The sequence below is a fragment of the Pseudoalteromonas sp. SG41-1 genome (assembly GCF_014164575.1).
Lineage (GTDB): Bacteria > Pseudomonadota > Gammaproteobacteria > Enterobacterales > Alteromonadaceae > Pseudoalteromonas > Pseudoalteromonas rhizosphaerae.
This window is the reverse complement of record NZ_JACJFL010000017.1, coordinates 48875-72979: the sequence shown is the minus strand read 5'-3', so window position 1 is coordinate 72979 and position 24105 is coordinate 48875. Positions and strand designations below refer to the sequence as shown.

The 24105-nt window shown below is 40.7% G+C and carries 21 protein-coding genes; 2 read left to right on the top strand and 19 right to left on the bottom strand.

Going from position 1 to position 24105, the window contains the following annotated elements; all coding sequences use genetic code 11:
- Positions 1 to 473 precede the first annotated feature (473 nt).
- The 4 genes from H5203_RS11720 to H5203_RS11705 are packed head-to-tail and all read right to left on the bottom strand — an operon-like array spanning position 474 to position 6964.
- A complete protein-coding gene (locus H5203_RS11720) occupies positions 474 to 2876 on the bottom strand; it encodes a GNAT family N-acetyltransferase (protein ID WP_182819750.1) in 2403 nt (800 codons plus the stop codon).
- Positions 2876 to 4072, bottom strand: a complete 1197-nt coding sequence (locus tag H5203_RS11715) for an MFS transporter (protein WP_182819749.1) — start codon at positions 4070 to 4072, stop codon at positions 2876 to 2878. Before H5203_RS11715 ends, H5203_RS11720 begins: the two co-directional genes overlap by 1 nt.
- Positions 4069 to 5385 (bottom strand): lysine N(6)-hydroxylase/L-ornithine N(5)-oxygenase family protein, encoded by a 1317-nt coding sequence (locus H5203_RS11710; protein WP_182759104.1) that lies wholly within the window; start codon positions 5383 to 5385, stop codon positions 4069 to 4071. Before H5203_RS11710 ends, H5203_RS11715 begins: the two co-directional genes overlap by 4 nt.
- Positions 5378 to 6964 carry an aspartate aminotransferase family protein gene (locus H5203_RS11705; protein WP_259401942.1) on the bottom strand — a complete coding sequence of 529 codons (1587 nt, stop codon included), beginning with the start codon at positions 6962 to 6964 and terminating at the stop codon, positions 5378 to 5380. Before H5203_RS11705 ends, H5203_RS11710 begins: the two co-directional genes overlap by 8 nt.
- Before the next feature lie 114 nt (positions 6965 to 7078).
- Between H5203_RS11705 and H5203_RS11700 the strand changes: the two genes are divergently transcribed.
- Positions 7079 to 9181, top strand: coding sequence for a TonB-dependent siderophore receptor (locus H5203_RS11700; protein ID WP_310736560.1), 2103 nt, complete (start codon positions 7079 to 7081; stop codon positions 9179 to 9181).
- Positions 9182 to 9196: 15 nt separating this feature from the next.
- Positions 9197 to 9940, top strand: coding sequence for a siderophore ferric iron reductase (locus H5203_RS11695; RefSeq protein ID WP_182819748.1), 744 nt, complete (start codon positions 9197 to 9199; stop codon positions 9938 to 9940).
- 59 nt (positions 9941 to 9999) lie between these two features.
- Here H5203_RS11695 and glmU read toward each other — a convergent pair whose 3' ends face one another.
- The 15 genes from glmU to H5203_RS11620 all read right to left on the bottom strand — a co-directional run bounded on the left by glmU (position 10000) and on the right by H5203_RS11620 (position 23901).
- Complete coding sequence (glmU, locus tag H5203_RS11690) at positions 10000 to 11358, bottom strand: bifunctional UDP-N-acetylglucosamine diphosphorylase/glucosamine-1-phosphate N-acetyltransferase GlmU (RefSeq protein WP_182819747.1); 1359 nt, start codon at positions 11356 to 11358, stop codon at positions 10000 to 10002.
- Positions 11359 to 11675: 317 nt separating this feature from the next.
- Positions 11676 to 12098, bottom strand: a complete 423-nt coding sequence (locus tag H5203_RS11685) for a F0F1 ATP synthase subunit epsilon (RefSeq protein WP_145241679.1) — start codon at positions 12096 to 12098, stop codon at positions 11676 to 11678.
- A 13-nt stretch (positions 12099 to 12111) separates the two neighbouring features.
- Positions 12112 to 13497 (bottom strand): F0F1 ATP synthase subunit beta, encoded by a 1386-nt coding sequence (atpD, locus tag H5203_RS11680; RefSeq protein ID WP_145241681.1) that lies wholly within the window; start codon positions 13495 to 13497, stop codon positions 12112 to 12114.
- A 33-nt stretch (positions 13498 to 13530) separates the two neighbouring features.
- Complete coding sequence (gene atpG, locus H5203_RS11675) at positions 13531 to 14391, bottom strand: F0F1 ATP synthase subunit gamma (protein ID WP_145241683.1); 861 nt, start codon at positions 14389 to 14391, stop codon at positions 13531 to 13533.
- A gap of 60 nt (positions 14392 to 14451) precedes the next feature.
- Positions 14452 to 15993: a F0F1 ATP synthase subunit alpha gene (atpA, locus tag H5203_RS11670; protein WP_145241685.1), complete on the bottom strand. Its 1542-nt coding sequence runs from the start codon at positions 15991 to 15993 to the stop codon at positions 14452 to 14454.
- Between the two features lie 14 nt (positions 15994 to 16007).
- A complete protein-coding gene (atpH, locus tag H5203_RS11665) occupies positions 16008 to 16541 on the bottom strand; it encodes a F0F1 ATP synthase subunit delta (protein WP_145241687.1) in 534 nt (177 codons plus the stop codon).
- A gap of 15 nt (positions 16542 to 16556) precedes the next feature.
- The gene (atpF, locus tag H5203_RS11660; RefSeq protein WP_145241689.1) at positions 16557 to 17027 is read right to left on the bottom strand and encodes a F0F1 ATP synthase subunit B; all 471 of its coding nucleotides are present in this window, start codon (positions 17025 to 17027) and stop codon (positions 16557 to 16559) included.
- A 52-nt stretch (positions 17028 to 17079) separates the two neighbouring features.
- Positions 17080 to 17313, bottom strand: a complete 234-nt coding sequence (atpE, locus tag H5203_RS11655) for a F0F1 ATP synthase subunit C (protein ID WP_009838908.1) — start codon at positions 17311 to 17313, stop codon at positions 17080 to 17082.
- A gap of 68 nt (positions 17314 to 17381) precedes the next feature.
- Positions 17382 to 18224: a F0F1 ATP synthase subunit A gene (gene atpB, locus H5203_RS11650; protein ID WP_145241691.1), complete on the bottom strand. Its 843-nt coding sequence runs from the start codon at positions 18222 to 18224 to the stop codon at positions 17382 to 17384.
- 15 nt (positions 18225 to 18239) lie between these two features.
- On the bottom strand, positions 18240 to 18620 hold the full coding sequence (locus tag H5203_RS11645; protein ID WP_145241693.1) for an ATP synthase subunit I: 381 nt from the start codon (positions 18618 to 18620) through the stop codon (positions 18240 to 18242).
- Between the two features lie 142 nt (positions 18621 to 18762).
- Positions 18763 to 19680 (bottom strand): ParB/RepB/Spo0J family partition protein, encoded by a 918-nt coding sequence (locus H5203_RS11640; protein WP_182731923.1) that lies wholly within the window; start codon positions 19678 to 19680, stop codon positions 18763 to 18765.
- 17 nt (positions 19681 to 19697) lie between these two features.
- Complete coding sequence (locus H5203_RS11635) at positions 19698 to 20483, bottom strand: ParA family protein (protein ID WP_145241697.1); 786 nt, start codon at positions 20481 to 20483, stop codon at positions 19698 to 19700.
- A 14-nt stretch (positions 20484 to 20497) separates the two neighbouring features.
- The gene (gene rsmG, locus H5203_RS11630; protein WP_149983167.1) at positions 20498 to 21118 is read right to left on the bottom strand and encodes a 16S rRNA (guanine(527)-N(7))-methyltransferase RsmG; all 621 of its coding nucleotides are present in this window, start codon (positions 21116 to 21118) and stop codon (positions 20498 to 20500) included.
- Between the two features lie 15 nt (positions 21119 to 21133).
- Positions 21134 to 23023 (bottom strand): tRNA uridine-5-carboxymethylaminomethyl(34) synthesis enzyme MnmG, encoded by a 1890-nt coding sequence (gene mnmG, locus H5203_RS11625; protein ID WP_145241701.1) that lies wholly within the window; start codon positions 23021 to 23023, stop codon positions 21134 to 21136.
- A 428-nt stretch (positions 23024 to 23451) separates the two neighbouring features.
- A complete protein-coding gene (locus H5203_RS11620) occupies positions 23452 to 23901 on the bottom strand; it encodes a flavodoxin domain-containing protein (protein ID WP_145241703.1) in 450 nt (149 codons plus the stop codon).
- Positions 23902 to 24105: the final 204 nt, after the last annotated feature.

Below are 24105 nucleotides of genomic sequence, written 5' to 3'. Positions count from 1 at the left end.
TGGTCACTCAGTTTCAATTGAGACTCTAAATTTTTTGCCTTGCTTAGCGAACTAAGCTCGGCTGTTAGAACTCAATCTGTACGAGTGCCCACACAGATGATTGCTTTATATTGTTAAAGAACGTTTGAGTTGCCTTAGCGACTCAAGGGAAGCGAATCTTACGCTTTCCTATTTTTTTGTCAACACTTAATTTTTAGTTTCTTAATAAAAGATTTCAAAGCTAAGTTTTACTCGACTTACTTACCGTTTGTTCAGCGCTTTTCATTGCTGCCTGCCGGGTCAGTGGATGCGCATTATAGGGATATTCTTGAGGCCGTCAACGCTTTATTTCAGTTTTATTAAATTAATTAACTATTTGCTCAAAAGGCATACAAACAAGGCGTTACAGCGTTATTTTCGCTTAAATTTTCAGCTATGAGAGCAACCAAGCTGCGCATACAGACCTGATCCATCTCATAGCTAAATAGCAATTATTAAACTGTTGCACTGTTATCTTTTTTAATTGGATTAAATGCGGCTATCGGATTGATTAATTTTCCTTCAAATTTAAGATTTTTTGCCGGATCTGCCAAATCTATCATTTGCTGATTATTACTTAACTGTAATCGGTTTAAACACGACAAGGTGAAATCAGCACTAAATAGATCGTACTTGATAAACTTATCTTTTAGTTCTGGGTGTGATTGTTGATAGCTAATTACACACTCTGCAACTTGTTGCCAAAAGTCTCGTTCTGAATAGTCGTTTTGCTGATCAAGGATATCAGCCACGAACCTAAAGAAACAATCAAACACATCTGTAAAAATTGACAGCACTTTTAATTCATCGGGCACATCCACAGTTAAGCGTTGAATATTATCCGCCAGTACTAAATCTTTATTAAGAATAGCTATCTCCTCGGCAATATCTTTCATTATTGCTTTGGCTGGAATGTTGTTCTCAAGTAACAGGATCAAGTTTTCACCATGAGGCATAAATACTAAGTCATGGGAGTAGAAACAATGAAGGAGTGGATCTAAGTATGCTTTTAGATATTTAGCAATCCATATATGAGTACCTATCTTGGCTGATTTTATCAAAGCAGGTAATAACGCTTGTCCTTGATTATCTATATGCAGCAGCGACGCCATGGTCATTAAGCGCTGATTACTCTTTATCTTTGGCATTGGGCTTTCACGCCAAAGTGCAGAAAGCATTTTTCGATATGGGCTGTATTGATCGGTTGCGGCTTCTAGAGCGTGATTATAATAACCAATTGCTGCAACCTCACGCAGAATTGTAAAACCGGATTCAGCTAAGTACGGATCCTGTGATACTACTTGTGCTACCCAATCGTTAATTGCGGGAGTTGCACTCATATAATAAGGCGATAAACCACGCATGAATCCCATATTCAAAATTGACAGTGCGGTCTTTACATAGCGTTTATGCGGATGTGTTTTATTGAAAAAAGTACGAATAGACTGCTGCGGCTGATATTCATCTTCACTGTATCCTAAGCAAACCAAATGCTGATCAGCAATATCGTTAGAGAATAACGACGCGAGTTTATTAAACCACTGCCAAGGATGAACGGGGAAAAAAAAGTAATCGTCACTATTTACTCCACGCGCTAATAGCTTTTGCTTAAATGACTCTATGGTGTGCGTCGATAGCTCTTGCGTTATGAGTGTTTGATAATCTAAATCATCGGTGGTCGAAAACACCACTCTCTCTTTATGCGCACCTAGCCAAACCAGCTGTAAGTGCGCGCCAGTCTCTGGTGCGTATTGGCGATAATCATTGGTATCAAACCCTATTCGACCATTGTTTGCTATAAAGCAAGGATGACCTTCCGTCATCGCACTCTCTACCTGTTGAAAATCCGCAGTGGTGAGCTGCTCAGCAGTCAATGCTGGCAGCTGATGCTTATAAGCACTGCCATATAAAGTACTGGCTATTTCTTCTAAATAAGTAGGCAGCATAGCTTGGCTGATACCTAAACTATGTTGTAACTCACAAATAAAGGCGATTGAATCGAGCTCGGCTACTTGGTTATCTATTTGTTTTTCAATTGAGTCTGCTGCTATATGCCAGTGATTCAAATACCCCAGCTTGGCTTTAAAGCGATAAACAATGGTTTCTTTGTCTGTACTGAGCTCAAAATATTGCCAATCTGCATCTTCATTGGTCAATTGCGGTTTTATCAGCCGCTCATGAGCAAACTCACTCAAAGCTTTGCGAACATGTAACCTATTTACATGCCGCCATAGCTGTGGCGTTAAATGACTGACGGCTTGCTCTGGACTCAGCGGAATGTGCTTCATAGTATTATCCTTATTTAATGCGTGATAAAAGTTATCACGCGTGCAAAATGCGAGATGTGCGGTTTTATGAGTTAACCTAACCGCAGATTGATAACGAAAGCCGGCTTTAGTATTCAAACAATGAATTTTGTTATTACGAATATCGGGTTCAACAATAACGCGCTGATTTTTGTCATTAGCAAAAATGAAATTCATCACCAGTTGAAACACCGACCAAGTAAAGCCATGCACCTTGTTATTGCTTTGGGCAATCAGAATGTGCATGCCAATATCACCTGCTTTGACGGGGTAATGATTACCTATTTCATCTAATAGAGGGTCATATAACTCAACTAAAAAACACGCGCTATTGTTTGCGTAGCCGATATAAATATCACTATGTGCTAACAGGCTTTGATATTCTTGCTGTAACTGCTCAATAGTAAATTCCTGCATGCCCCAAAACTGCGCATGAGGCTGAGTAACCCACTGGTGAATTAACGCGAGATCTTGTGCTAGGCTAAATGGCCTTAAGCTAAGCTCTGCGATATTAGTAAACTGCTGACAAAAAACAGCTGTTGTAATGGACATTATTGAGCCCTCGTGGTCGATGCCAGATTGGCGCAAGGAGTATGGCGTCGACTTTGCTTGCTCAGTAGCCATAAACAACAAGCTGATATAGCGAGCCCACCAGCGGCGACCCAAAAAGGTATTACTAAACCAGAGCTTTTAACCAGCAAACCCGCGCAGTAAGAAGCTAAAAGTACACCTAAGCTTTGGCAAAAACTGACTTTACTAAAATCTTCAGCGTACTTGTCTGGCGTACTCACTTGGTAAAGCAGCAGATCAAGACGCACAATAATAATGAATAGCGATAGACCGAACAGGCAGCGTCCTGCGATCACTACTAAGTAAAGAGGGCTGGCTTGTAATGCAACGCCTGTAATGATCAACATAAAGACAACTAATAAGTTGATGGGGTTGCGATTTGTTTGCTGCCGCCACTGATTAAAGCACAGCGCAAGCAATGCCATAAAAGCAGGGATAGAAAACACCATACTCGCGAGGACGATACTGGTGGTGTCGCTAATACTTTGCCAATATGCCGCAAAAAAAGGCCGGATCAAAAAAGCACTAAAGTAAAAGCACAACATAACAATGCCAAGTTGATATACAGGCCAACGACTTGATGAAGTGATTGATGTTTTTGCTACTGGAGGCGACTGATTTTTACTAGGCGCTAATCTTATGAGATAGGCGCACACAAAAACCTGAGTAAAATCGCTTAGAGCCATTATTAAAAATGCGGCTTTGCCAGGAAGAGCCGATAACACAAAGCCACCAGCAAGTGCGCCAAGTATGGCGCCAAAGTGCACCACAACACTAAGCATTGCAATCGTCGTAACGTGATTTGTTTTCGCTTCCAAGCTCATTAAGTATGGATAAACCAGTAAATAGCTAGCTTTAAAAGCAAACATAGCCATGGAGGAAAACCAAAACCAATTTAAGTCGCTAGCAAAAAAGCTACTGACACTAAATACACCCGCAGCAATTTGGCTATAAACCAATAAAGGTAGCACATTAATGTATTTACTAATGAAGGCCCAAATAGGAAAACAGACCATGACAACAAAGCAGCTGGCAGCAATGTAAGTGCCAACATAGGCAGGGTCACTTATATTAAATACCGCACTAAAGAAAGTAGGATAAAACGGCAATAACATTGAATCACTGAGCACTGCAAATACCGTTACCGCGATCAACAAAACTTTAAACTGCTTACTCATGCGCGAAACTGCTCTACTTCGTCGCTTAACTCATAATTGGGCGCAGCAAACTCCTGAAAAGCTATTTTACGTTCTATTGGATAATATTCATGTCCGGTGATCGCACGAATAATACAAGAGTTGCGATAACATGCCATGCCTAAATCAGGAGTCACAAAACCATGGGTGTGTTGCTCTGTATTTTGTACAAAAATACGTTGATGCTGCTTGTCTATTGAGTAATTACGAGCAACTTGATAAAGCCCCGCGTCGTCACTATCAATGCAATGACTGATCCCTGCTAAAAAGCTCGGTTGGTAAGACTGATAACCCGTTGCAAAAATAACGCTTTGGGTGTTTAGTGAATAACCTTGCTGCTGTTCAGTTTGCTCTAAGCTAAGTTCAAAACCCTGCTGGTGGCTCAGGTAGGTCATATCAATCAATGCCGAGTTTGTGTGCAAGCTTACTGGCAATTTAGCTGTTAGCCGTTTGCTATAAAGCAAATCAAAAATATTGTTGATCAATTCGCTATTAATACCTTTATAGAGATTATGCTGACGACGATTTAACTGCTGGCGTTTTTGTTCTGGTAATTGATAAAAATAATCAACGTATTCTGGTGAGGTCATTTCTAACGTTAATTTAGTGTATTCGAGCGGGTAAAACCGTGAAGAACGAGTAAGCCAATTTAGTTGATAATTATGCTGATCAATCTCTTGTAATAAATCATAAAAAATCTCAGCGGCACTTTGCCCGCTACCAATAATGCTGATCGACTGTTTTTGCTGTAATTGACTTTTATTGGCTAAGTAGTTGCTAGAATGAATAACCCCCTCTTGCAACTTAAATGCTTGAGCACATTGAGGATGACGTGGCACCGGCCCGGTGCCTAACACTAAATGTTTAGCTAGATACACTTGTTCTGCTGTTTGTACTATATAAATATCTTCGTCTTGGCTGTACTCAACATGCTGAACCTCTGAATTAAAACGTATATTAGGCAGCTGCTTTGTTGCCCACTGGCAATACTGATTATATTCTTGGCGAAGTAAGAAAAAGTTTTCTCTAATATAAAAAGAATACAGTCGACCTTGCTGCTTTATATAGTTTAAAAAGCTATAAGGGCTAGTTGGGTCAGCAAGCGTTACCAAGTCAGACATAAAGGGGGTTTGTAAACTTACCTCAGGAAGCATCATGCCTGGATGCCAATTAAACTCAGCTTTTTTATCTAAAAAGAGACTGCTGACTCCATCAAGTGGCGCAGTTAAACATGCCAGACTTAAATTAAATGGCCCTAAACCAATACCAATAACATCATAAATGGACTTATCCATAGCTAACTTCCTCCAGTGCAAGACTTAAAGGAGCATGTTCGTTCGCTAAATCACTTGCTAAGTATTGATAACCATATTGCTTTATAAGCCTTACAACTTGCTGGATATCATTGATAGTGGTGGCACAGTTCAGTAAGGTGAACTTTAAATATTGTTTATCTGCTACCTTAGTTGCCGCGATCAACGCCTCACCTTGGCGAGATAACTGTTTACGAATATATTTATTTACGGCGTCCAATTCACTATCTGTAGCACCGCTATCGCCAACAAAACGAAATACCAGTGTACTTAACTGCGGCTGATGAATAATTTCAATATCTGCTTCAGAGGCTAATAACAAATAACCTTGTCGTGCTAAATGCATCATTTGTTCAAATGCTACACCTAAGTTTTGAGCTCCTACCGTACGCAGTGAAAACCACAACTTTAACGCATCAAAACGTCGTGTGGTTTGAATGCTCTTATTGCATAGATCTGGCGTTCCCGCTTGTTGCTGACTTAATGGGTTTAAATATTCGGCATGATAAGTAACAACTGATAGATGTTGCTTATCTTTTACAAAAAAAGCACTGCAGCTAACAGGCTGAAAAAATGACTTATGGTAATCAATAGTGACCGAATCTGCGCATTCAATACCCGCTAACTTGTGTTTATTATTGGGCGTGATTAATAAGCCCCCGCCATAAGCAGCATCAACATGAAGCCACGCACCACAGCGCTTAGCTATTTCAGCTATCTGCGTTAATGGATCGATACTACCAAAATCAGTTGTTCCAGCTGTTGCAACGATGGCCATAACGATATCGCCTTGTTGCTGACAGTGTTCGATCGCCTGATTTAAAGCGGTCATATCCATTCTAAAATATTCATCACACGGAACGCTTACAACAGCATCGTAACCAAGTCCTAAAATTGCGGCGGCTTTTTGAATACTAAAATGGCTAACTTTTGAGGTGAAAATTTTTAGTCGCCTAAAGTCGTGTGGTAAACCTTGCTGTTTATTAGTATGCCCTGCATATAAATGGCACTGAAAATCACGAGCTAACAACATCGCCATCAAATTAGATTGCGTACCACCACTGGTAAATACGCCATCAGCCTGCTCACCAAGCGCCAGTTTTGAGAGTGTCCAATCTACGATACTTTGTTCAATAAAAGTGGCACCACCACTTTGATCCCAGGTCTCTACAGCAGTATTAATCGAAGTAGCGAGCAATTCAGCAAGGATACTTTGATAAACAATCGGACAATTTAAATGCGCGAGATAGCGTGGATTATTAAAATAAACAGCATCTTTAAGATAAAGCTGAGCAACTTCTTTTAGTGCGTCCGGTATATCAAACAGCGGTTGATTAAGGTCAATACCAATAAATTTTTTAGCTAGCTCCTGCGGTAATATACCGCTAAATGGTTTTTGTTGTGTTGCGATTGTTTGCTCCAACAATTGCATAACCTGCTCAAGACCTATTTTAAAATTATCTATATTTTCCTTATTAAACATTGAATTAAGCATTGAACTTACTTCATTAGTTGAAGCTTGCTGCTGTGAATCCGCCAGTAACACATTTAACTGAACCATGAGCACGATCACCTTTAATTGAAAACAATTGATAAATCTAAATGAGAATGTATACTAATCGCGTTTCCAATAAAGTGTCAATGGTTTAATTCTAGTAAAATTTAAGGAGTGATTGTGTTAAAAAAATCAATATTTGGACTATCTGCAATATCATTATGTTTAATGAGTAACTATGGGTTTGCTGCAGAAAAGCCAGCCGCAGACGACATAGAAAGTATTGAAGTATATGGAAAAAGTTATCGTTCAACAGGGACCAAATCGAGTTTGACGCCGATTGAATCGCCTATGAGTTTTGAGGTTTACGACAATAAATTACTAGAGTTACGCCAAGTAGATACCGTTAATGAAGCATTGCGCTATGTTTCTGGGATCACACCTGAAAATCGCAGTACAGTAACGATTTTTGACCAATATACGATTCGTGGTTTTGAAAGTTACCGTAATTTTTACGATGGTTTACCGCTGCAATACAACCTAGCTTATAACTTAGCTCCACAAGTAGATGCGTATGCAACACAAAGTGTAGAGATTTTAAAAGGCCCAGCATCGGTTTTATACGGATCGGCACCTCCAGGTGGCATGGTTAACCAAACAGCAAAAACGCCACAAGCATCCTCTGAGCACAATATTAGAGCCCGAATTGGTAGCAATAGCTTGGCTGAATTAGCTTTAGATAGCACAGGCGCTATTACCGACGGCGTTAATTATCGCTTTATTGCACTTGCCCGTAGCCGCGACGGCCAACAGCAAACAACCGAAGAAGAAAGAGTCACCATTGCGCCCTCAGTAACTTTTGAGATAAGTGAGCAAACAAGCTTAAACCTTAACTTATATTATCAAGACGATCCTAAAATGGTGCCATCAACGCCATTACCCGCGAAAGGCACACTTTACGAAGCCAGTTACGGTAAGTTAGATGCTGATGCGTATGCTGGCGATGAAAACTGGGCTGAGTTTGCTCGTGAAGTCACTATGATCGGGTATAAATTAAATCATGAATTTTCAGATTCAATTTCGTTTTTGCAAAACTTTCGTTATACCAATGCCGATGCCACGCAACAAAATAGCTATGACTTCGGCTTAGCGGATGCAGATAAAATTTTAACTCGTACTGCCTATAAAACCATTGAAGACGCTGAAGGCTTCGTGGTTGATAACCAACTCGCTGTGCAATTTGGTTTAGCGAAGACTAATCATCAGCTATTATTTGGCTTTGAATATCAAACCCTTGATTCTACATTTGACTATGCCGATACTTTTGGTGCAAATACGCCAACACTTGATTTATCAAATCCAGATCACAGCCAGTTTAATGCAGCTACTACAGCCGCTTTAGATAGCTATCGTCAATTTAGCCGTTTAGAGCAATCTCAACGCGGTTTTTATCTTCAAGATGAGATAAAGCTCGATGCGCTGACAGTGATTGCTGGCCTTCGTTATGATAATTACTACAGTGTTACAGATGATACGAAAAGCGGTATATCTAGTAGTCAAGAAATCGATCAAAGCGATACCACTTTTCGTATGGCAGCAATTTATACCTTTGATAATAACATTGCTCCTTATGCCAGTTACTCAGAATCATTCGAGCCCACTTCGGGGGTAGATACCTTAACTGGCAAAGCATTTAAACCAACGACCGCAGAGCAAATTGAAGTCGGGATGAAATATCACAACAATGATGCAACAACTAAAGTAACCGCGGCCTTTTTTGATTTGCGCAAACAAGATGTGGTGGTTAACACTCCAGACTTTATGAAATACACACAAAATGGTGAAGTACAATCTAAGGGTTTTGAGATCAGTGTTTATCAGCAACTCACTGACACTCTTGATGTTACTGTAAATCTAACAGATATGGATGTTGAGCTAATAGATAATCCACAAAACCCGGCATTGGAAGGTAAAACACCAATTTGGGTAGCAGAGCAACAAGCCTCAATGTGGTTAAATTACTTCTTTAACGATGCACTGGAATTTAATGGCGGTGTACGTTATGTCGGTGAAAGTCAGTTAGATGCCTTAAATTCCGATACAGTACCGGGTTATACCTTGCTTGATGCTGCCGCTAGCTATCGTTTTAACGACAGCTATAAAATCGGTTTAGCCGTGAGTAACTTAACAGACAAACGTTATGTGGGTGCTTGTTTTGATATAAATGGCTGTTGGATGGGCGCTGAGCGCAGTGTTGAGCTTAGTTTAAACGCCTCATTTTAAGTATTTAAACTCGTTATGAACGCTGAACAACTCGCCCTTAGTAAGCTGTTAAAGCTTGCTAAGGGCTACCACAGTGCTTTAAATGTACCAGAAAAATCAACAGATTGGCTCGATATACAATCCAGTTCATTGCTGGTTGCAAGGTTACACCAGTATTGGCAGCAGCAATACCCCGCTGCTGGGCGCAGTTATTGGGCAATCAAAAGCTGGGGAATGCTGTATTGGCAACCTGTCTATTTAGCGCTTATCAGCGTTCATGAACTTAATATGAGTTTTTCTTTGCAAAACTTTAAGCAACACTATCAGCAAGGTGTTATTGCAGGGCTGCAACTATCCACTATAAAAGCGCAGTACCATCAAAACCAGCAACAGGCAGTAACGGATATGGCTGCCCACTTGAAACGCTATGTTGTTAAGTTACTCACAGATTTAAACCTCGTTGCAAGGCTTAATGAGCGTTTGGCGATGTCCTTATTAGCTGACACGCTATTAGCAATACTACTACTTCATGCAAAGCGAAAGCCGCAGTTTAATATTCATGTAATGGCAGCGCACTGGTTGCATGCTCTCGATATCTCAGAGGCGGGGGAGTTTATTATGCTTACAGCTTGCTCAGACTCATTAGCATTAACGCGAAAAACATGTTGTTTGCATTACCAAATAGGTAATGTTGCAAAGTGCGCTAATTGCCCAAAACAACCTCAGCAAATTAAAGTTCAACGGATGCAACAGGAGTTAATAGCAGTATGTTACAGCTAAATAAAAAGCAAAAAGCGAGTATAAACTCGCTTTTCTAGCTAAGGTAAACACTACTGCGCTTACTTTTTAACTGGGCGTTTCCAACCAGTTAAGTTGCGCTGTTTTGAACGTGCGATTGCTAGCTGTTCATCTTCAACCGTGCTAGTGATCACAGAACCTGCACCAACAGTTGCTGTTGCGCCAATGTTTACCGGTGCAACAAGCGATGAGTTAGAGCCAATAAAGGCATTATCACCAATAATGGTTTTGGCTTTATTTACGCCATCGTAGTTACAGGTAATAGTACCGGCACCAATATTTACTTTTTCGCCAATTTCAGCATCGCCTAAGTAAGAAAGATGATTTGCTTTAGAGCCTTTGCCTAAACGGGTTTTTTTCATCTCAACAAAGTTACCAATATGCGAGTCTTCTTCCATAATCGCACCTGGGCGTAGACGTGCATAAGGCCCCAAAGTACACTTGTCGGCTACGCTAGCATCCTCAATTAAGGTATTAGCTTTAATAATCACGTTATCGCCAATAGTACAATTTTTAAGTACGCAGTTAGGGCCAATTTCAACGTTATTACCAAGAGTAACTTTACCTTCAAAAATAACGTTTACATCAATTAGTACATCTTCACCCGTTGTCACTTCGCCGCGTACATCAATGCGAGCAGGATCGGCAAGCGTTGCACCATTAAGCATTAACTGTTCGGCTTGCCATGCTTGATAAGCACGCTCAAGACCTGCAAGTTGTACGCGGTTATTTGCGCCCTCAACTTCCATTGGGTGATCTGGTTGTGCTGAGCTTATCTCTACACCTTCACTGTGCGCCATGGCGACTATATCTGTGAGGTAGTATTCACCTTGCGCGTTATTGTTAGATAAGTTGCCTAACCAGCTTTTCAGCAGTTTACCATTTACAGCCATGATGCCAGTGTTTACTTCGTTAATAAGTAATTGCTCTGCGCTTGCATCTTTTTGCTCAACAATACCCACTAGCTTGCCATCAACACGTAACATACGGCCATAACCATTAGGGTTAGCTAAATTAACAGTAAGCACGGCTAAGCCGTTTTTAGGTGTTGCAGCCAATAAACGCTCAAGGGTTGATTGCTTTGTCAGTGGTACGTCACCGTATAAAACCAATACAGTGTCTTCATCATTAATATGTGGGTTTGCTTGTGCCACCGCATGGCCAGTACCAAGCTGCTCAGCTTGAAGTACCCAGTTTACATCGTTGTCAGCAAGTTGTTGTTGTAATAATTCGCCGCCATGACCAAAAACTAAGTTAGTAGATGTCGCACCGAGTGCTTTAGCATTATCGATAACGTGTTGCACCATAGGTTTACCGGCAACTTTGTGCAACACCTTAGGTAGAGCAGAACGCATACGAGTACCTTTACCCGCAGCAAGAATTACAGTAGTAAGTGACATTAAAACAATTTCCTTCTTTCTTTGTTTTATTGAAATGAATAAGCGCGTGTAAATTCAAAAAGATTACGTAAGTCACATCATGTGCACTTACTCAATGGCAATCTAGCAGTAGCCACTGAATCTAAGCTGAAATCACAACTTGCTTTGTATTAGTTATATTGTAACGGGGATCGATGAAGGATATAAGTAAAAATAATGATAAAGAGCTGTAAAAGTAGAGTTTAGAGAAATGATAGCGTTCCAATAAAATAATAATGCATTATATTTCAAGCACAAAAAAGCCCACATAAAGTGGGCTTTTTGAAAACCAGATAGGCTTACTTTTTACGTAATTGCTGAATAACGCGTAGCTGTGCAATTGCTTCTGCAAGTTGTACTGCTGCTTGTTGGTAATCTAATTCAGCGGCTGAAGAATTCGCCATTTGCGCTTCAGCTTCACGTTTAGCTGCTTCTGTTGCTTGTTCGTCAAGGTCTTCACCACGAACCGCCACATCAGCCAAAATAGTCACTATGTTCGGTTGCACTTCTAGAGTACCACCAGCAACATACATTACTTCTTCGTGACCAAATTGCTTTACTAAACGTACCATACCAGGTTTAAGGGCAGTCAATAGTGGCGCATGTCCTGGGTTTACACCTAGTTCACCTTCACTACCGCTTACTTGAATCGATTCAACCAGACCAGAGAATAACTTCCGCTCTGCGCTTACTACGTCAAGATGTACAGTCATAGCTGCCATACTACCCTCCTAATTACATGTTTTTGGCTTTTTCTTGAGCTTCTTCGATAGAGCCAACCATGTAGAACGCTTGCTCTGGCATATCATCAAATTCACCGTTTAAGATGCCTTTGAAGCCAGCAATTGTGTCTTTAAGTGACACGTATTTACCCGGTGATCCTGTGAAAACCTCTGCCACGAAGAATGGCTGAGATAGGAAACGTTGGATTTTACGTGCACGAGATACAAGTTGCTTATCTTCGTCAGAAAGCTCGTCCATACCTAGGATTGCAATGATGTCTTTAAGTTCTTTATAACGCTGAAGAACTGTCTGAACGCCACGTGCTGTATCGTAGTGCTCTTGACCAATTACTAATGGATCAAGTTGACGTGAAGATGAATCAAGTGGGTCTACCGCTGGGTAGATACCAAGTGACGCGATATCACGCGAAAGTACTACTGTTGCATCTAAGTGAGCAAACGTTGTTGCTGGAGATGGATCCGTTAAATCATCCGCAGGTACGTATACCGCTTGGATTGAAGTGATTGAACCCGTCTTAGTAGATGCGATACGCTCTTGCAGTACACCCATTTCTTCAGCAAGTGTAGGCTGGTAACCTACCGCTGATGGCATACGACCAAGAAGTGCAGATACTTCAGTACCAGCAAGTGTGTAACGGTAGATGTTATCTACGAAGAAAAGTACGTCGCGACCTTCGTCACGGAACTTTTCAGCCATAGTAAGACCTGTTAACGCTACGCGTAAACGGTTACCTGGAGGCTCGTTCATCTGACCGTATACAAGCGATACTTTATCAAGTACGTTTGAATCGTTCATTTCATGGTAGAAATCGTTACCCTCACGAGTACGCTCACCAACACCGGCGAATACTGAGTAGCCGCTGTGCTCGATTGCGATGTTACGAATAAGTTCCATCATGTTTACGGTTTTACCAACACCGGCACCACCGAATAAACCAACTTTACCACCTTTAGCGAATGGACATACAAGGTCGATTACCTTGATACCAGTTTCTAAAAGTTCTACTGAACTTGATTGCTCTTCGTATGAAGGCGCTGCACGGTGAATAGACATACGGTCTTCTTCGCCGATTGGACCAGCTTCATCGATTGGCTCACCAAGTACGTTCATGATACGACCAAGCGTTGCTTTACCAACTGGAACTTGAATCGCTTCACCTGTGTTTGATACTAATGCACCACGGCGTAAACCGTCAGTAGTACCTAGTGCGATAGTACGTACCACACCGCCACCTAGCTGTTGTTGAACTTCTAGAGTCAAACCAGCTAAATCGCCATCTGTTATTTTTAACGCGTCATATACGGCTGGCACGCTGTCTTGTGAAAATTCAATATCCACAACGGCGCCGATAATTTGGACGACCTTACCTAAACTCATGTCTATTCCTCTCGTTAATCTTTGCCCGAAGCATTAAACTGCTGCTGAACCAGAACAAATCTCACTAATTTCTTGTGTGATTGCCGCTTGGCGAGCCTTGTTATAAACAAGCTGTAACTCATCCATAAGGTCGCCTGCGTTATCAGTTGCAGCTTTCATTGCAACCATACGGGCGGCCTGTTCAGAGGCAGCATTTTCAACTACACCTTGGTATACTTGAGATTCCACAAAACGAACCATTAATGTATCCAAAATTGCTTTTGGATCTGGTTCGTAAATGTAATCCCAACGGTGTGCAAGTTCTTTGCTTTCGTCTTTTGGCAAAGGCAACAACTGATCGATTGTTGGCTCTTGCTTCATGGTATTTACAAACTTGTTGTAAACCACATACAAGCGGTCTAATTTGCCTTCATTGAATGCTTCAAGCATTACTTTTACCGGACCAATTACGTCGGTAATAGAAGGCGCATCGCCTAACCCTGATTTTTTGGCAAGTACTGTTCCACCAAAACGGTTAAAGAAAGTGCCGGCTTTTGAGCCCATAACTGCGAAATCAGCAGAAACACCTTTTTCTTTCCACGCTTTGATATCTAAAGATACTTTCTTAAACTCATTAGAGTTTAAGCCACCACATAAACCACGGTCGGTAGAAATGACGATATAACCAACGCGCTTGACCTCACGCTCTTCCATATATGGATGGCGATATTCAAGGTTAGCATTAGCAACATGACCGATCACTTTGCGTAAATTTTCAGCGTACGGACGGCTTGAAGCCACTCGTTCCTGTGCCTTTTTCATTTTAGACGCAGCAACCATTTCCATAGCGCTAGTGATCTTTTGAGTATTTTTAATACTACCGATCTTGCTTTTAATCTCTTTTCCGCTGGCCATGACTCTTTCTCCGAATCAAGGTGTGCTTTAGCGAACTAAAGCGCACCATTTATAACTAAATTACCAAGTTTGCGTAGATTTAAACTTCTCTAGAAGTTCTTTAAGCTGCGCTTCGATCTCGGCATTGTAGTTACCAGTTTCATTGATTTGAGCCATAAGCTCTGCGTATGTGCTGTTTGCATAAGAAAGTAACCCAGCTTCGAAATCCATGATTTTAACGATTTCGATATCTTGAAGGTAACCTTTCTCTGCTGCAAATAACGACAAAGACATTTCAGCAACAGACATTGGAGCGTACTGTTTCTGCTTCATTAGCTCTGTTACACGCTCACCATGCTCAAGTTGAGCACGAGTTGCATCATCAAGGTCAGACGCGAACTGCGAGAACGCAGCTAATTCACGATACTGAGCTAGGGCTAGACGAATACCGCCACCTAGTTTCTTAACGATTTTAGTTTGTGCAGCACCACCAACACGCGATACCGAGATACCAGCATTTACTGCCGGACGGATACCTGAGTTGAATAAGTCAGTTTCTAAGAAGATCTGACCATCGGTGATAGAGATAACGTTAGTCGGTACGAACGCAGAAACGTCGCCGCCTTGAGTTTCAATGATTGGCAATGCCGTCAATGAACCTGTTTTACCTTTCACTTCACCATTGGTGAACTTTTCAACGTACTCAGCGTTTACACGCGATGCACGCTCAAGAAGACGAGAGTGAAGATAGAATACGTCACCTGGGTATGCTTCACGACCTGGTGGACGCTTAAGTAGCAATGAGATTTGACGGTAAGCAACTGCTTGCTTTGATAAATCATCATATACGATTAATGCGTTTTCACCACGGTCACGGAAGTATTCACCCATAGTACAGCCCGCGAACGGTGCTAAGTACTGAAGTGCCGCAGACTCAGAAGCAGATGCAACAACTACGATAGTATTTGCTAATGCACCGTGCTCTTCTAATTTACGTACTACGTTAGCAATAGTAGATGCTTTTTGACCAATCGCTACGTACACACACTTAACGCCTGTGTCTTTTTGATTGATGATTGCATCGATTGCTAGTGCAGTTTTACCTGTTTGGCGGTCACCGATCACAAGTTCACGTTGACCACGACCCACTGGGATCATCGCATCGATAGATTTATAACCAGTTTGTACTGGCTCATCTACTGATTTACGTTCGATTACACCCGGTGCAATTTTTTCTACAGGTTCAAAACCGTCGTTATCTAAAGCGCCTTTACCGTCGATAGGTGCACCTAGTGTGTTTACAACACGACCAAGTAAACCAGCACCAACAGGAACTTCTAAGATACGACCAGTTGTGTATACTTTTACGCCTTCTGTAAGGTCAGCGTATGGACCCATTACTACTGCACCAATTGAGTCACGCTCAAGGTTTAGTGCGATAGCATAACGGTTGCCTGGAAGCTCAATCATTTCACCTTGCATACAGTCAGCAAGACCGTGGATGCGAATGATACCGTCAGTAACAGATACAATTGTACCTTCGTTACGAGCTTCACTTACAACTTCGAACTTCTCAATACGTTGTTTGATCAGATCAGAAATTTCAGTGGAATTAAGTTGCATGCTCTTCTTCCCAATTACGATTGTAGTGTAGTGGCTAAACGGTTTAATTTACCGCGAACAGTGCCGTCGATTACTGTGTCTCCAGCCTTAATCATAAGGCCACCAACAAGTGATTCGTCAACACTACAATTCAGCTTAACTTTGCGTGCGAAACGTTTTTCAAGTGCCGCTACCAGTGTTTCTTGCTGCGTTGCAGCAAGGGTTGTTGCAGAGGTGATGTCAACATCAATCTCTTTATCGTAATCTGCTTTAAAAGCAGAGAACAATTGTGCAACAGCTGGTAGGGCGGTCAAACGTCCATTTTCAGCCATAACCTTTACAAGGTTTTGACCGTATTCGTTGAGTTGCTCTGCACAAACAGAAATAACAATTTCTGATTGCTTATCAGCAGAGGCGCTTCCAGTTAGGAATTGAGCGACTTGTTCATTTTTCGCCACTTCTGAAGCAAAAAACAACATATCATTCCAACTCTCAACTACGCCTTTTTCAACGGCAAATTCAAAGGCCGCTTTAGCGTATGGGCGAGCGATTGTAGTCAATTCAGACATGCTCAGACCCTCCTATTAAAGCTCAGCTACAAGTTTTTCAACAATGTCGCTGTGCGCGGCTTCATTGATTTCGCGCTCTAGAATCTTCTGTGCGCCGATAACCGCTAAAGTAGCAACTTGCTTACGCAGTTCTTCTTTAACACGGTTACGCTCGGCTTCAATTTCAGAATGACCTTGAGCAATGATGTTTTCGCGCTCGTCGTGACCACGAGATGTCTCTTCGTCTACGATTTGCGTTGCACGCTTCTTAGCTTGCTCGATGATTTCAGCAGCTTGTGATTTAGCTTCTTTAAGTTCTGCAGTTGCTTTTTTACGAGCAAGTTCAAGATCTTTTTCAGCTTTATCAGAGGCCGCTAAACCATCTTCAATTTTTTTCTGGCGAGCTTCAATAGCACCGTTAAGTGGTGGCCACACAAACTTCATGCAGAACCAAACAAAAACGATAAATGCTATTAATTCGCCGAGTAGAGTAAGGTTTAAACTCACAACCACTCCTCCTTAGTCAATAGTTGATCGCGGATAAAGTATTTTTTCAATATTAAAGTGCGAACAACATGTATAGACCAATACCTACACCGATCATCGCGATAGCATCGATAAGACCCGCTACGATGAACATTTTAACTTGTAGTTGTGGTGCAAGCTCAGGTTGACGAGCAGCAGACTCAAGGAATTTACCACCTAAGTTACCAAAACCGATAGCAGTACCTAAAGCACCAAAACCGATAAGTAACGCTACAGCGATATATTTAAGACCTAGTACGATTTCCATTGTTTTCTCCGATTAATTTTCAAAGTTTAAAGTTTAAGTAAAAAAATCTTTATTGAACTGACGTCTGATTAATGATCAGTTGACGCCATGCTCAGGTATACAATTGTTAGCATCATGAAGATGAATGCTTGCAATACGATTACGAGAATGTGGAACACAGCCCATACGAAGTGCAGTGGTAATTGGAATAAGCCAATCGCTGCAATCAGAATGAAGATCAATTCACCTGCGTATAAGTTACCAAATAAACGTAGTGCCAATGAGATTGGCTTAGCAAACAAGGTTACTAGCTCTAGTAACAAGTTTACTGGAATAAATAGTGCTTGAACCACTGGGTTCTTAACGTTAAACGGTTGTAATGTAAGTTCTTTAACAAAACCCATAACGCCTTTAACGCGAATCGAATAAAAGATGATAAGTGCGAATACACCTAAACCCATTGCTAACGTTAAGTTAAGATCGGTTGTAGGTACCACTTTCATATAAGTATGCGATTGACCGCTTGAAATAACATCCCAAGACTCACCACTAATCAATGCCGCAGCAGTTGGTAGGAAGTCAACAGGTATTAAATCCATTAAGTTCATCAAGAATACCCAGACAAAAATTGTCAGAGCAAGAGGGGCAATTAGTTTACTTTTACCGTGAAAGGTATCTTTCACGTTAGAGTCAACGAATTCTACGACCATCTCGATAAAGCACTGAAATTTACCAGGAACACCAAGCGTTGCTTTATTCGCAGCGCGCTTGAAGATCCATAGAAAGATCAATCCTAAACCGATAGACCATGCGAGGGTATCGACATTAAGTACCATCCACCAATTGTTAGGGTCGTCGGATAGACGCACCTGACCGTTGGTTAGGTGGTGCTTGATGTAACCCGTTAGAGTTAGCTCTTCACCTGCAGCCATGTTATATCCCAAAAGTTAATGATTAAAAAAAACTGGCGCGAACAATCCAACGAACATCACTAATATAAAACTACAAAAAAATGGCAAAAAGATTACCGGATACAGTTTAAATATCAGCGCAAACAAAAAGATTGTTAGCAAAAATTTTAATCCGTTGCCGCGTTTAAACGAGGCAAACACTTGTTTTGCTTTACTAGCACCCATATAACGGAATGCATAGATAACAAATACAAAATTAGGGAGCACCGCTACAGTGCCTCCAGCGATAGCTGAAAGGCCGGCATCTACTCCCCAACCAACAAAAATGATTACAGCAGCAACTAATGCTACAACACCCTGAAGACATATTAATTTTAATGCGGCAAGCCGATATGGCCTCGCTAACTTATTTGTCACGTTTAGTTAACCTTAGTGGCAATCTAATTGTCAGGGCATGAAAACTGGCGAAATTATACTGATTCCTACCAGTTTTGCAACTTGAGTCGGTGTATTGTGGTGCAAATTTGCGACGAATGTCTCTTTTTGGACATGATATTTATTAATGCTCGGAATTCTCTGCATTTATACGGCTTAAAATTCCATCTAACTCTTCTAAGTTAGTATACGAAATAACTAAGTTTCCTTTGCCTTTTTTGTTGTAGTTAATTTCAACTTTAGCACCCAAGTTTTCGGCTAATTGTTGTTCTAACTGTTTGACATCTGGATCTTTTTCGAAAGTTTCTTTTTTAGGGGCAGGTTCAATAATTGAACGAACTAATTTTTCTGTTTCGCGTACAGTTAAAGCCTTTGCTACAGCCAGTCGAGCAGCATCAGATTGTGCTTCACCTTCAAGGGCTAATAAACAACGCGCATGACCCATTTCAATATCGCCATGTTCCAACAATATTTTAACATCATCATTAAGGTTATTTAGTCGTAATAAATTAGTTACCGTCGTGCGTGATTTGCCTACGGCATCTGCCACTTGTTGGTGAGTTAATTCAAACTCAGTTAACAAACGGTGCAATGCAACCGCTTCTTCCATGGCATTTAGATCTTCGCGTTGAATATTTTCAATCAATGCGATGGCCACCGCAGCTTCATCAGGCACATCTTTAATGATACATGGTACTACGTCTAGCTTAGCTATTTGTGCAGCACGCCAGCGACGTTCACCAGCAATTATCTCATAACTGTTTTCTGCTACTGGACGAACTACAATTGGCTGAATAATCCCTTGCGATCGAATTGAGCTTGCTAGCTCTTCAAGCGCTTCTTCGGACATGTCTTTACGTGGCTGATATTTACCTGAGTGTAAAAACTCAATCGGTAGCTTTTGCAGTTCACTACTGGTTGGCTGAATAATTACATCCTGCTCACTCACGTTGGGTTGTTCAGTGCGGGCACTCGGTGCTGGTTTTGACGAGCTTAATAAAGCATCGAGTCCTCGGCCTAAACCGCGTTTTTTAGCAGACATGTTCTTTTTACCTCAAGTTAGGCGACGATTGGGGATATTTTTTCTTTTCTGCGTAACATTTCACCGGCAAGTGCTAAATACGCTTTAGCGCCACTTGATGCCCGGTCATAATACATTGCGGGTGCACCAAAACTCGGCGCTTCAGCTAAACGTACATTACGTGGGATCACGGTGCGGTATACTTTATCGCCAAAATGTTGTTTAAGCTGCTCAGATACATCATTGGCCAAACGATTACGCGGATCGTACATAGTACGTAAAATCCCTTCAATCTGTAGTTTTGGATTAACTAACTTGGCTAATTGCGTAATTGTGTCCATTAATGCGGTTAAGCCTTCAAGCGCATAATATTCACATTGCATAGGCACTAAAATTGAATCCGCGGCCGCCATTGCATTCACCGTAAGCATGTTCAGTGATGGTGGGCAGTCGATAAAAATAAATTCATATTGATCAGATATTTTTTCAAGGGCATTGCGTAGTCGTACTTCTCGAGCATAAAGCTCCATCAGTTTAACTTCGGCGGCGGTAACATCACCATTGGCAGCAATTAAATGATATTCACCAGAGGTTTCTTTAGTAACAACTTCTTCAATTGGTTTATCTTCGATTAATAAATCATAAATTGTTGCCACATCGCCGTATTTGTCTACGCCGCTACCCATGGTTGCATTGCCTTGCGGATCGAGATCAATAAGCAACACTTTACGTTTAGTTGCAGCCATTGATGCCGCGAGATTAACTGCTGTGGTGGTTTTACCCACACCACCTTTTTGGTTTGCTATTGCGATGACTTTTGCCACAGTATCTCTGATCCCTAGTCTTTAGAAAGAATAATTAAATGTCTTTGCGCATCTAATTTTGGTACTTCCAAGGTGATTTTTTGCTCGAACTTAACACCTGCAGGTAAAGATTCTAGCTCTTCACTTGGAAATACGCCTTTTAAGGCAATAAACTTACCTGAATGATCAATCAAGTGCGAACACCAGTCAACCATATCTTGTAAAGATGCAAAAGCACGACTCAATACACCATCTAATTTAACACTTGGTTGATAATCTTCAACTCTAGACTGCACCGGGGTTACATTTTTCAGACCTAGCTCATGTTTTACCTGCATTAAAAAACGCACGCGTTTACCTAAACTATCTAATAAAATAAATTGTGTCTCAGGTAATGCAATAGCTAATACGATACCCGGAAGGCCAGGACCCGTACCAACATCAATATAATGATGACCGGGTAGGTGAGGTGCAACAACTAAGCTATCCATAATATGCTTAATCATCATATCCTCAGGTAAACGCACTGAGGTTAAATTATAAGCTTTGTTCCATTTATTGAGTAACTCAACATATTGAACCAATTGTTGCTGTTGTTTTTCAGTTAGCGCAATATCAGTTTGCGCTAACAAAGTAGTTAATTGTTGCTGTAACACAGTATTCCTTAATGACTACGCAATTTTACGTAGTAAGCCTTGCTTCTTCAGATAAACTAATAATAGCGAAATAGCAGCAGGCGTGATACCTGAAATACGTGATGCTTGACCGATTGTATCAGGACGCGCCTCAGTTAATTTAGCAACCACTTCATTTGATAGACCCGATACGATCGAGTAATCATAATCTTTAGGCAAAATAGTTAACTCATGACGAAGTTGCTTATTGATCTCTTCTTGCTGACGAGCAATATAACCTGCGTACTTAGTGTGGATCTCAACTTGCTCTAACGCTGTTGCATGATCAAACTCAGATCCTAATCCTTCGATCGCCATTAGATCGTTATAACGGATCTCAGGGCGACGTAATAATTCTTCTAAACTTGCTTCTCGGGTTAATGGTGTTTTAAGTAAGCCATTAACTTGATCAATTACAGCGTGATCTTTATGGATCCAAGTTTCTTTGATCCGTTGAGATTCTTTTGCAATGATATCCATTTTTTCATTAAATGCTTGCCAGCGCTCATCGTTAACTAAACCAAGTTCACGACCTTTTGCTGTTAAACGAATATCAGCGTTGTCTTCACGTAGTAACAAACGGTATTCAGCACGGCTAGTAAACATACGGTACGGTTCTTTGGTACCTAGTGTAGTTAAATCGTCGATTAATACACCGACATAAGCTTCATCACGGCGTGGTGTCCAAGGCTCTTTACCCTGCACTTGCAATGCTGCATTCATACCGGCAATTAAGCCTTGTGCACCGGCTTCTTCATAGCCTGTAGTACCATTGATCTGTCCAGCAAAGAACAAACCATCAATAAATTTGGTCTCTAATGATTTCTTTAAATCGCGTGGATCAAAAAAGTCGTACTCGATAGCATAGCCTGGACGGCAAATATGTGCATTTTCAAAACCAGTGATTGATTGCACAATCTCTAATTGCACATCAAATGGCAAACTAGTTGAAATACCATTTGGATAAAGCTCATAAGATGTTAGGCCTTCTGGCTCAACAAAAATTTGATGTTTGTCTTTATCTGCAAAGCGAACAATTTTATCTTCAATAGAAGGACAGTAACGTGGACCAATCCCTTCAATAACACCTGAGTACATAGGTGAGCGATGTAAATTATTGCGGATCACATCATGAGTTTTTTCATTGGTGTATGTGATGAAGCAAGAAATTTGTTGTGGATGATCTAACTGCTTACCCATAAATGAAAACACCGGTGTTATAGCATCACCAGGTTGTTGTTCCATTTTACTAAAATCAACTGTACGGGCATCAATACGTGGTGGCGTTCCAGTTTTTAAGCGATCAACACGAAATGGTAATTCACGTAAACGATTTGCTAATGCAATTGAAGGTGGATCACCAGCGCGACCACCTTTGAAGTTTTCTAAGCCAATGTGAATTTGGCCACCAAGGAAAGTGCCTACGGTTAATACCACAGAAGGTGCGCTAAAACGCAGTCCCATTTGAGTAACAACACCTGTTACTTTATTATTTTCAACAATCAGATCATCACATGATTGCTGAAAGATCTTCAGGTTATCTTGGTGTTGTAAAATATCTTGAATAGCAGCTTTATATAAAGCGCGATCTGCTTGTGCACGAGTAGCTCTTACTGCAGGTCCCTTTGAAGAATTTAAAGTACGGAATTGAATACCGCCTTTATCAATTGCTTGGGCCATTGCACCACCTAGTGCATCAATTTCTTTAACCAAATGACCTTTGCCAATACCACCAATTGCTGGGTTACATGACATCTGACCAAGGGTATCCATATTGTGAGTCAGCAGTAGGGTATTCATACCCATACGTGCAGCAGCTAACGCAGCTTCTGTACCTGCATGTCCACCACCAACAACAATAACATCAAAATTTTCGTGAAAAATCATTTCGGGATCCTACTTAATCAACCAGCAAACTTTCAAGGGGGAGCGTATTCTACCTATAAATTTACAGAAGATAAATGATTAAACTGTGGCCAAGATCTAAGTAAATGATCTCTAATAATATAAAGGATCTTTTAAAGAGATCTTTTATTACTGTTACTACTACTGAGCATGATTTCTGTTGATAAGGTTTAGTTTACTTATTAAAACATAAAGTTAGATCGGATCTAAAGGTGTTAATATGATCGGATCTAACTGATTATAAGCTCTGATCAAAAAGGCTCTTTATGCACAGGGGGTATTGGATCAGATCTTATCCAATGGATAACATAGTCTTAAAACGCAGTTAGATCATAGCTTATCCACAATCTGATCTAAATGCTCAGTAAATTGTGGGTAACTTTAAATTTGGATCTAAACTGTGATCTTAATTAAATACGGTTTATTTGCTCGATCCAGCTTGGTAACCAAGCTAATGCGGTGTCTTCTGGTAGTTCTTCATCAAGAATATTCAACTCTAAGCGCTCTGCTATACAGTGCGCGCCTTTACTTACTAAAAGTTGTTCTAGATTACGGCCAGCGAGGTTATAGGTATCATAACTGGTGTCACCTAAACCAATAACACTAAACTTTAATCCTTTTAAATCATTAACTTGATTAATATCTTCAACAAAGGATAAAAGGTTCTCAGGGTAATCACCAGCACCATAAGTAGAAGTACACAATAACCAGATAGTATTTTCTTGGTTTATCTGTGAAAAGTTAGGTTGATCATGAACTTCTGTAGTGATCCCTTGAGTAACTAACTGCTCTGCTAGTTGCTCACCTACATACTCAGCAGATCCCATTTGGCTGCCTATAATGATATTAACGGAGTTCATAATTCTATTTGATCACACAACTGCTTACTTATAGGCTTATGATAACTGAGTTTACTCAGCAGTAAAGCCTTGAATGAAAGTTTGTATAAGTATTTAAGGTACAATTTTTGATTGTTTTTATTTTTAATTCGTAATTGTTTGATATATATAAATAAAATAAAGTATTCCAATGTGTAATCTTCTGATCAAGCTGTTGATAAAAAG

What these genes read in the sequence shown, in the direction of transcription:
- H5203_RS11720 (WP_182819750.1), bottom strand. Translation starts at nt 2,876, where the DNA reads ATGTCCATTACAACAGCTGTTTTTTGTCAGCAGTTTACTAATATCGCA.
- H5203_RS11715 (WP_182819749.1), bottom strand. Translation starts at nt 4,072, where the DNA reads ATGAGTAAGCAGTTTAAAGTTTTGTTGATCGCGGTAACGGTATTTGCA.
- H5203_RS11710 (WP_182759104.1), bottom strand. Translation starts at nt 5,385, where the DNA reads ATGGATAAGTCCATTTATGATGTTATTGGTATTGGTTTAGGGCCATTT.
- H5203_RS11705 (WP_259401942.1), bottom strand. Translation starts at nt 6,964, where the DNA reads ATGGTTCAGTTAAATGTGTTACTGGCGGATTCACAGCAGCAAGCTTCA.
- H5203_RS11695 (WP_182819748.1), top strand. Translation starts at nt 9,197, where the DNA reads ATGAACGCTGAACAACTCGCCCTTAGTAAGCTGTTAAAGCTTGCTAAG.
- glmU (WP_182819747.1), bottom strand. Translation starts at nt 11,358, where the DNA reads ATGTCACTTACTACTGTAATTCTTGCTGCGGGTAAAGGTACTCGTATG.
- H5203_RS11685 (WP_145241679.1), bottom strand. Translation starts at nt 12,098, where the DNA reads ATGGCAGCTATGACTGTACATCTTGACGTAGTAAGCGCAGAGCGGAAG.
- atpD (WP_145241681.1), bottom strand. Translation starts at nt 13,497, where the DNA reads ATGAGTTTAGGTAAGGTCGTCCAAATTATCGGCGCCGTTGTGGATATT.
- atpG (WP_145241683.1), bottom strand. Translation starts at nt 14,391, where the DNA reads ATGGCCAGCGGAAAAGAGATTAAAAGCAAGATCGGTAGTATTAAAAAT.
- atpA (WP_145241685.1), bottom strand. Translation starts at nt 15,993, where the DNA reads ATGCAACTTAATTCCACTGAAATTTCTGATCTGATCAAACAACGTATT.
- atpH (WP_145241687.1), bottom strand. Translation starts at nt 16,541, where the DNA reads ATGTCTGAATTGACTACAATCGCTCGCCCATACGCTAAAGCGGCCTTT.
- atpE (WP_009838908.1), bottom strand. Translation starts at nt 17,313, where the DNA reads ATGGAAATCGTACTAGGTCTTAAATATATCGCTGTAGCGTTACTTATC.
- atpB (WP_145241691.1), bottom strand. Translation starts at nt 18,224, where the DNA reads ATGGCTGCAGGTGAAGAGCTAACTCTAACGGGTTACATCAAGCACCAC.
- H5203_RS11640 (WP_182731923.1), bottom strand. Translation starts at nt 19,680, where the DNA reads ATGTCTGCTAAAAAACGCGGTTTAGGCCGAGGACTCGATGCTTTATTA.
- mnmG (WP_145241701.1), bottom strand. Translation starts at nt 23,023, where the DNA reads ATGATTTTTCACGAAAATTTTGATGTTATTGTTGTTGGTGGTGGACAT.
- H5203_RS11620 (WP_145241703.1), bottom strand. Translation starts at nt 23,901, where the DNA reads ATGAACTCCGTTAATATCATTATAGGCAGCCAAATGGGATCTGCTGAG.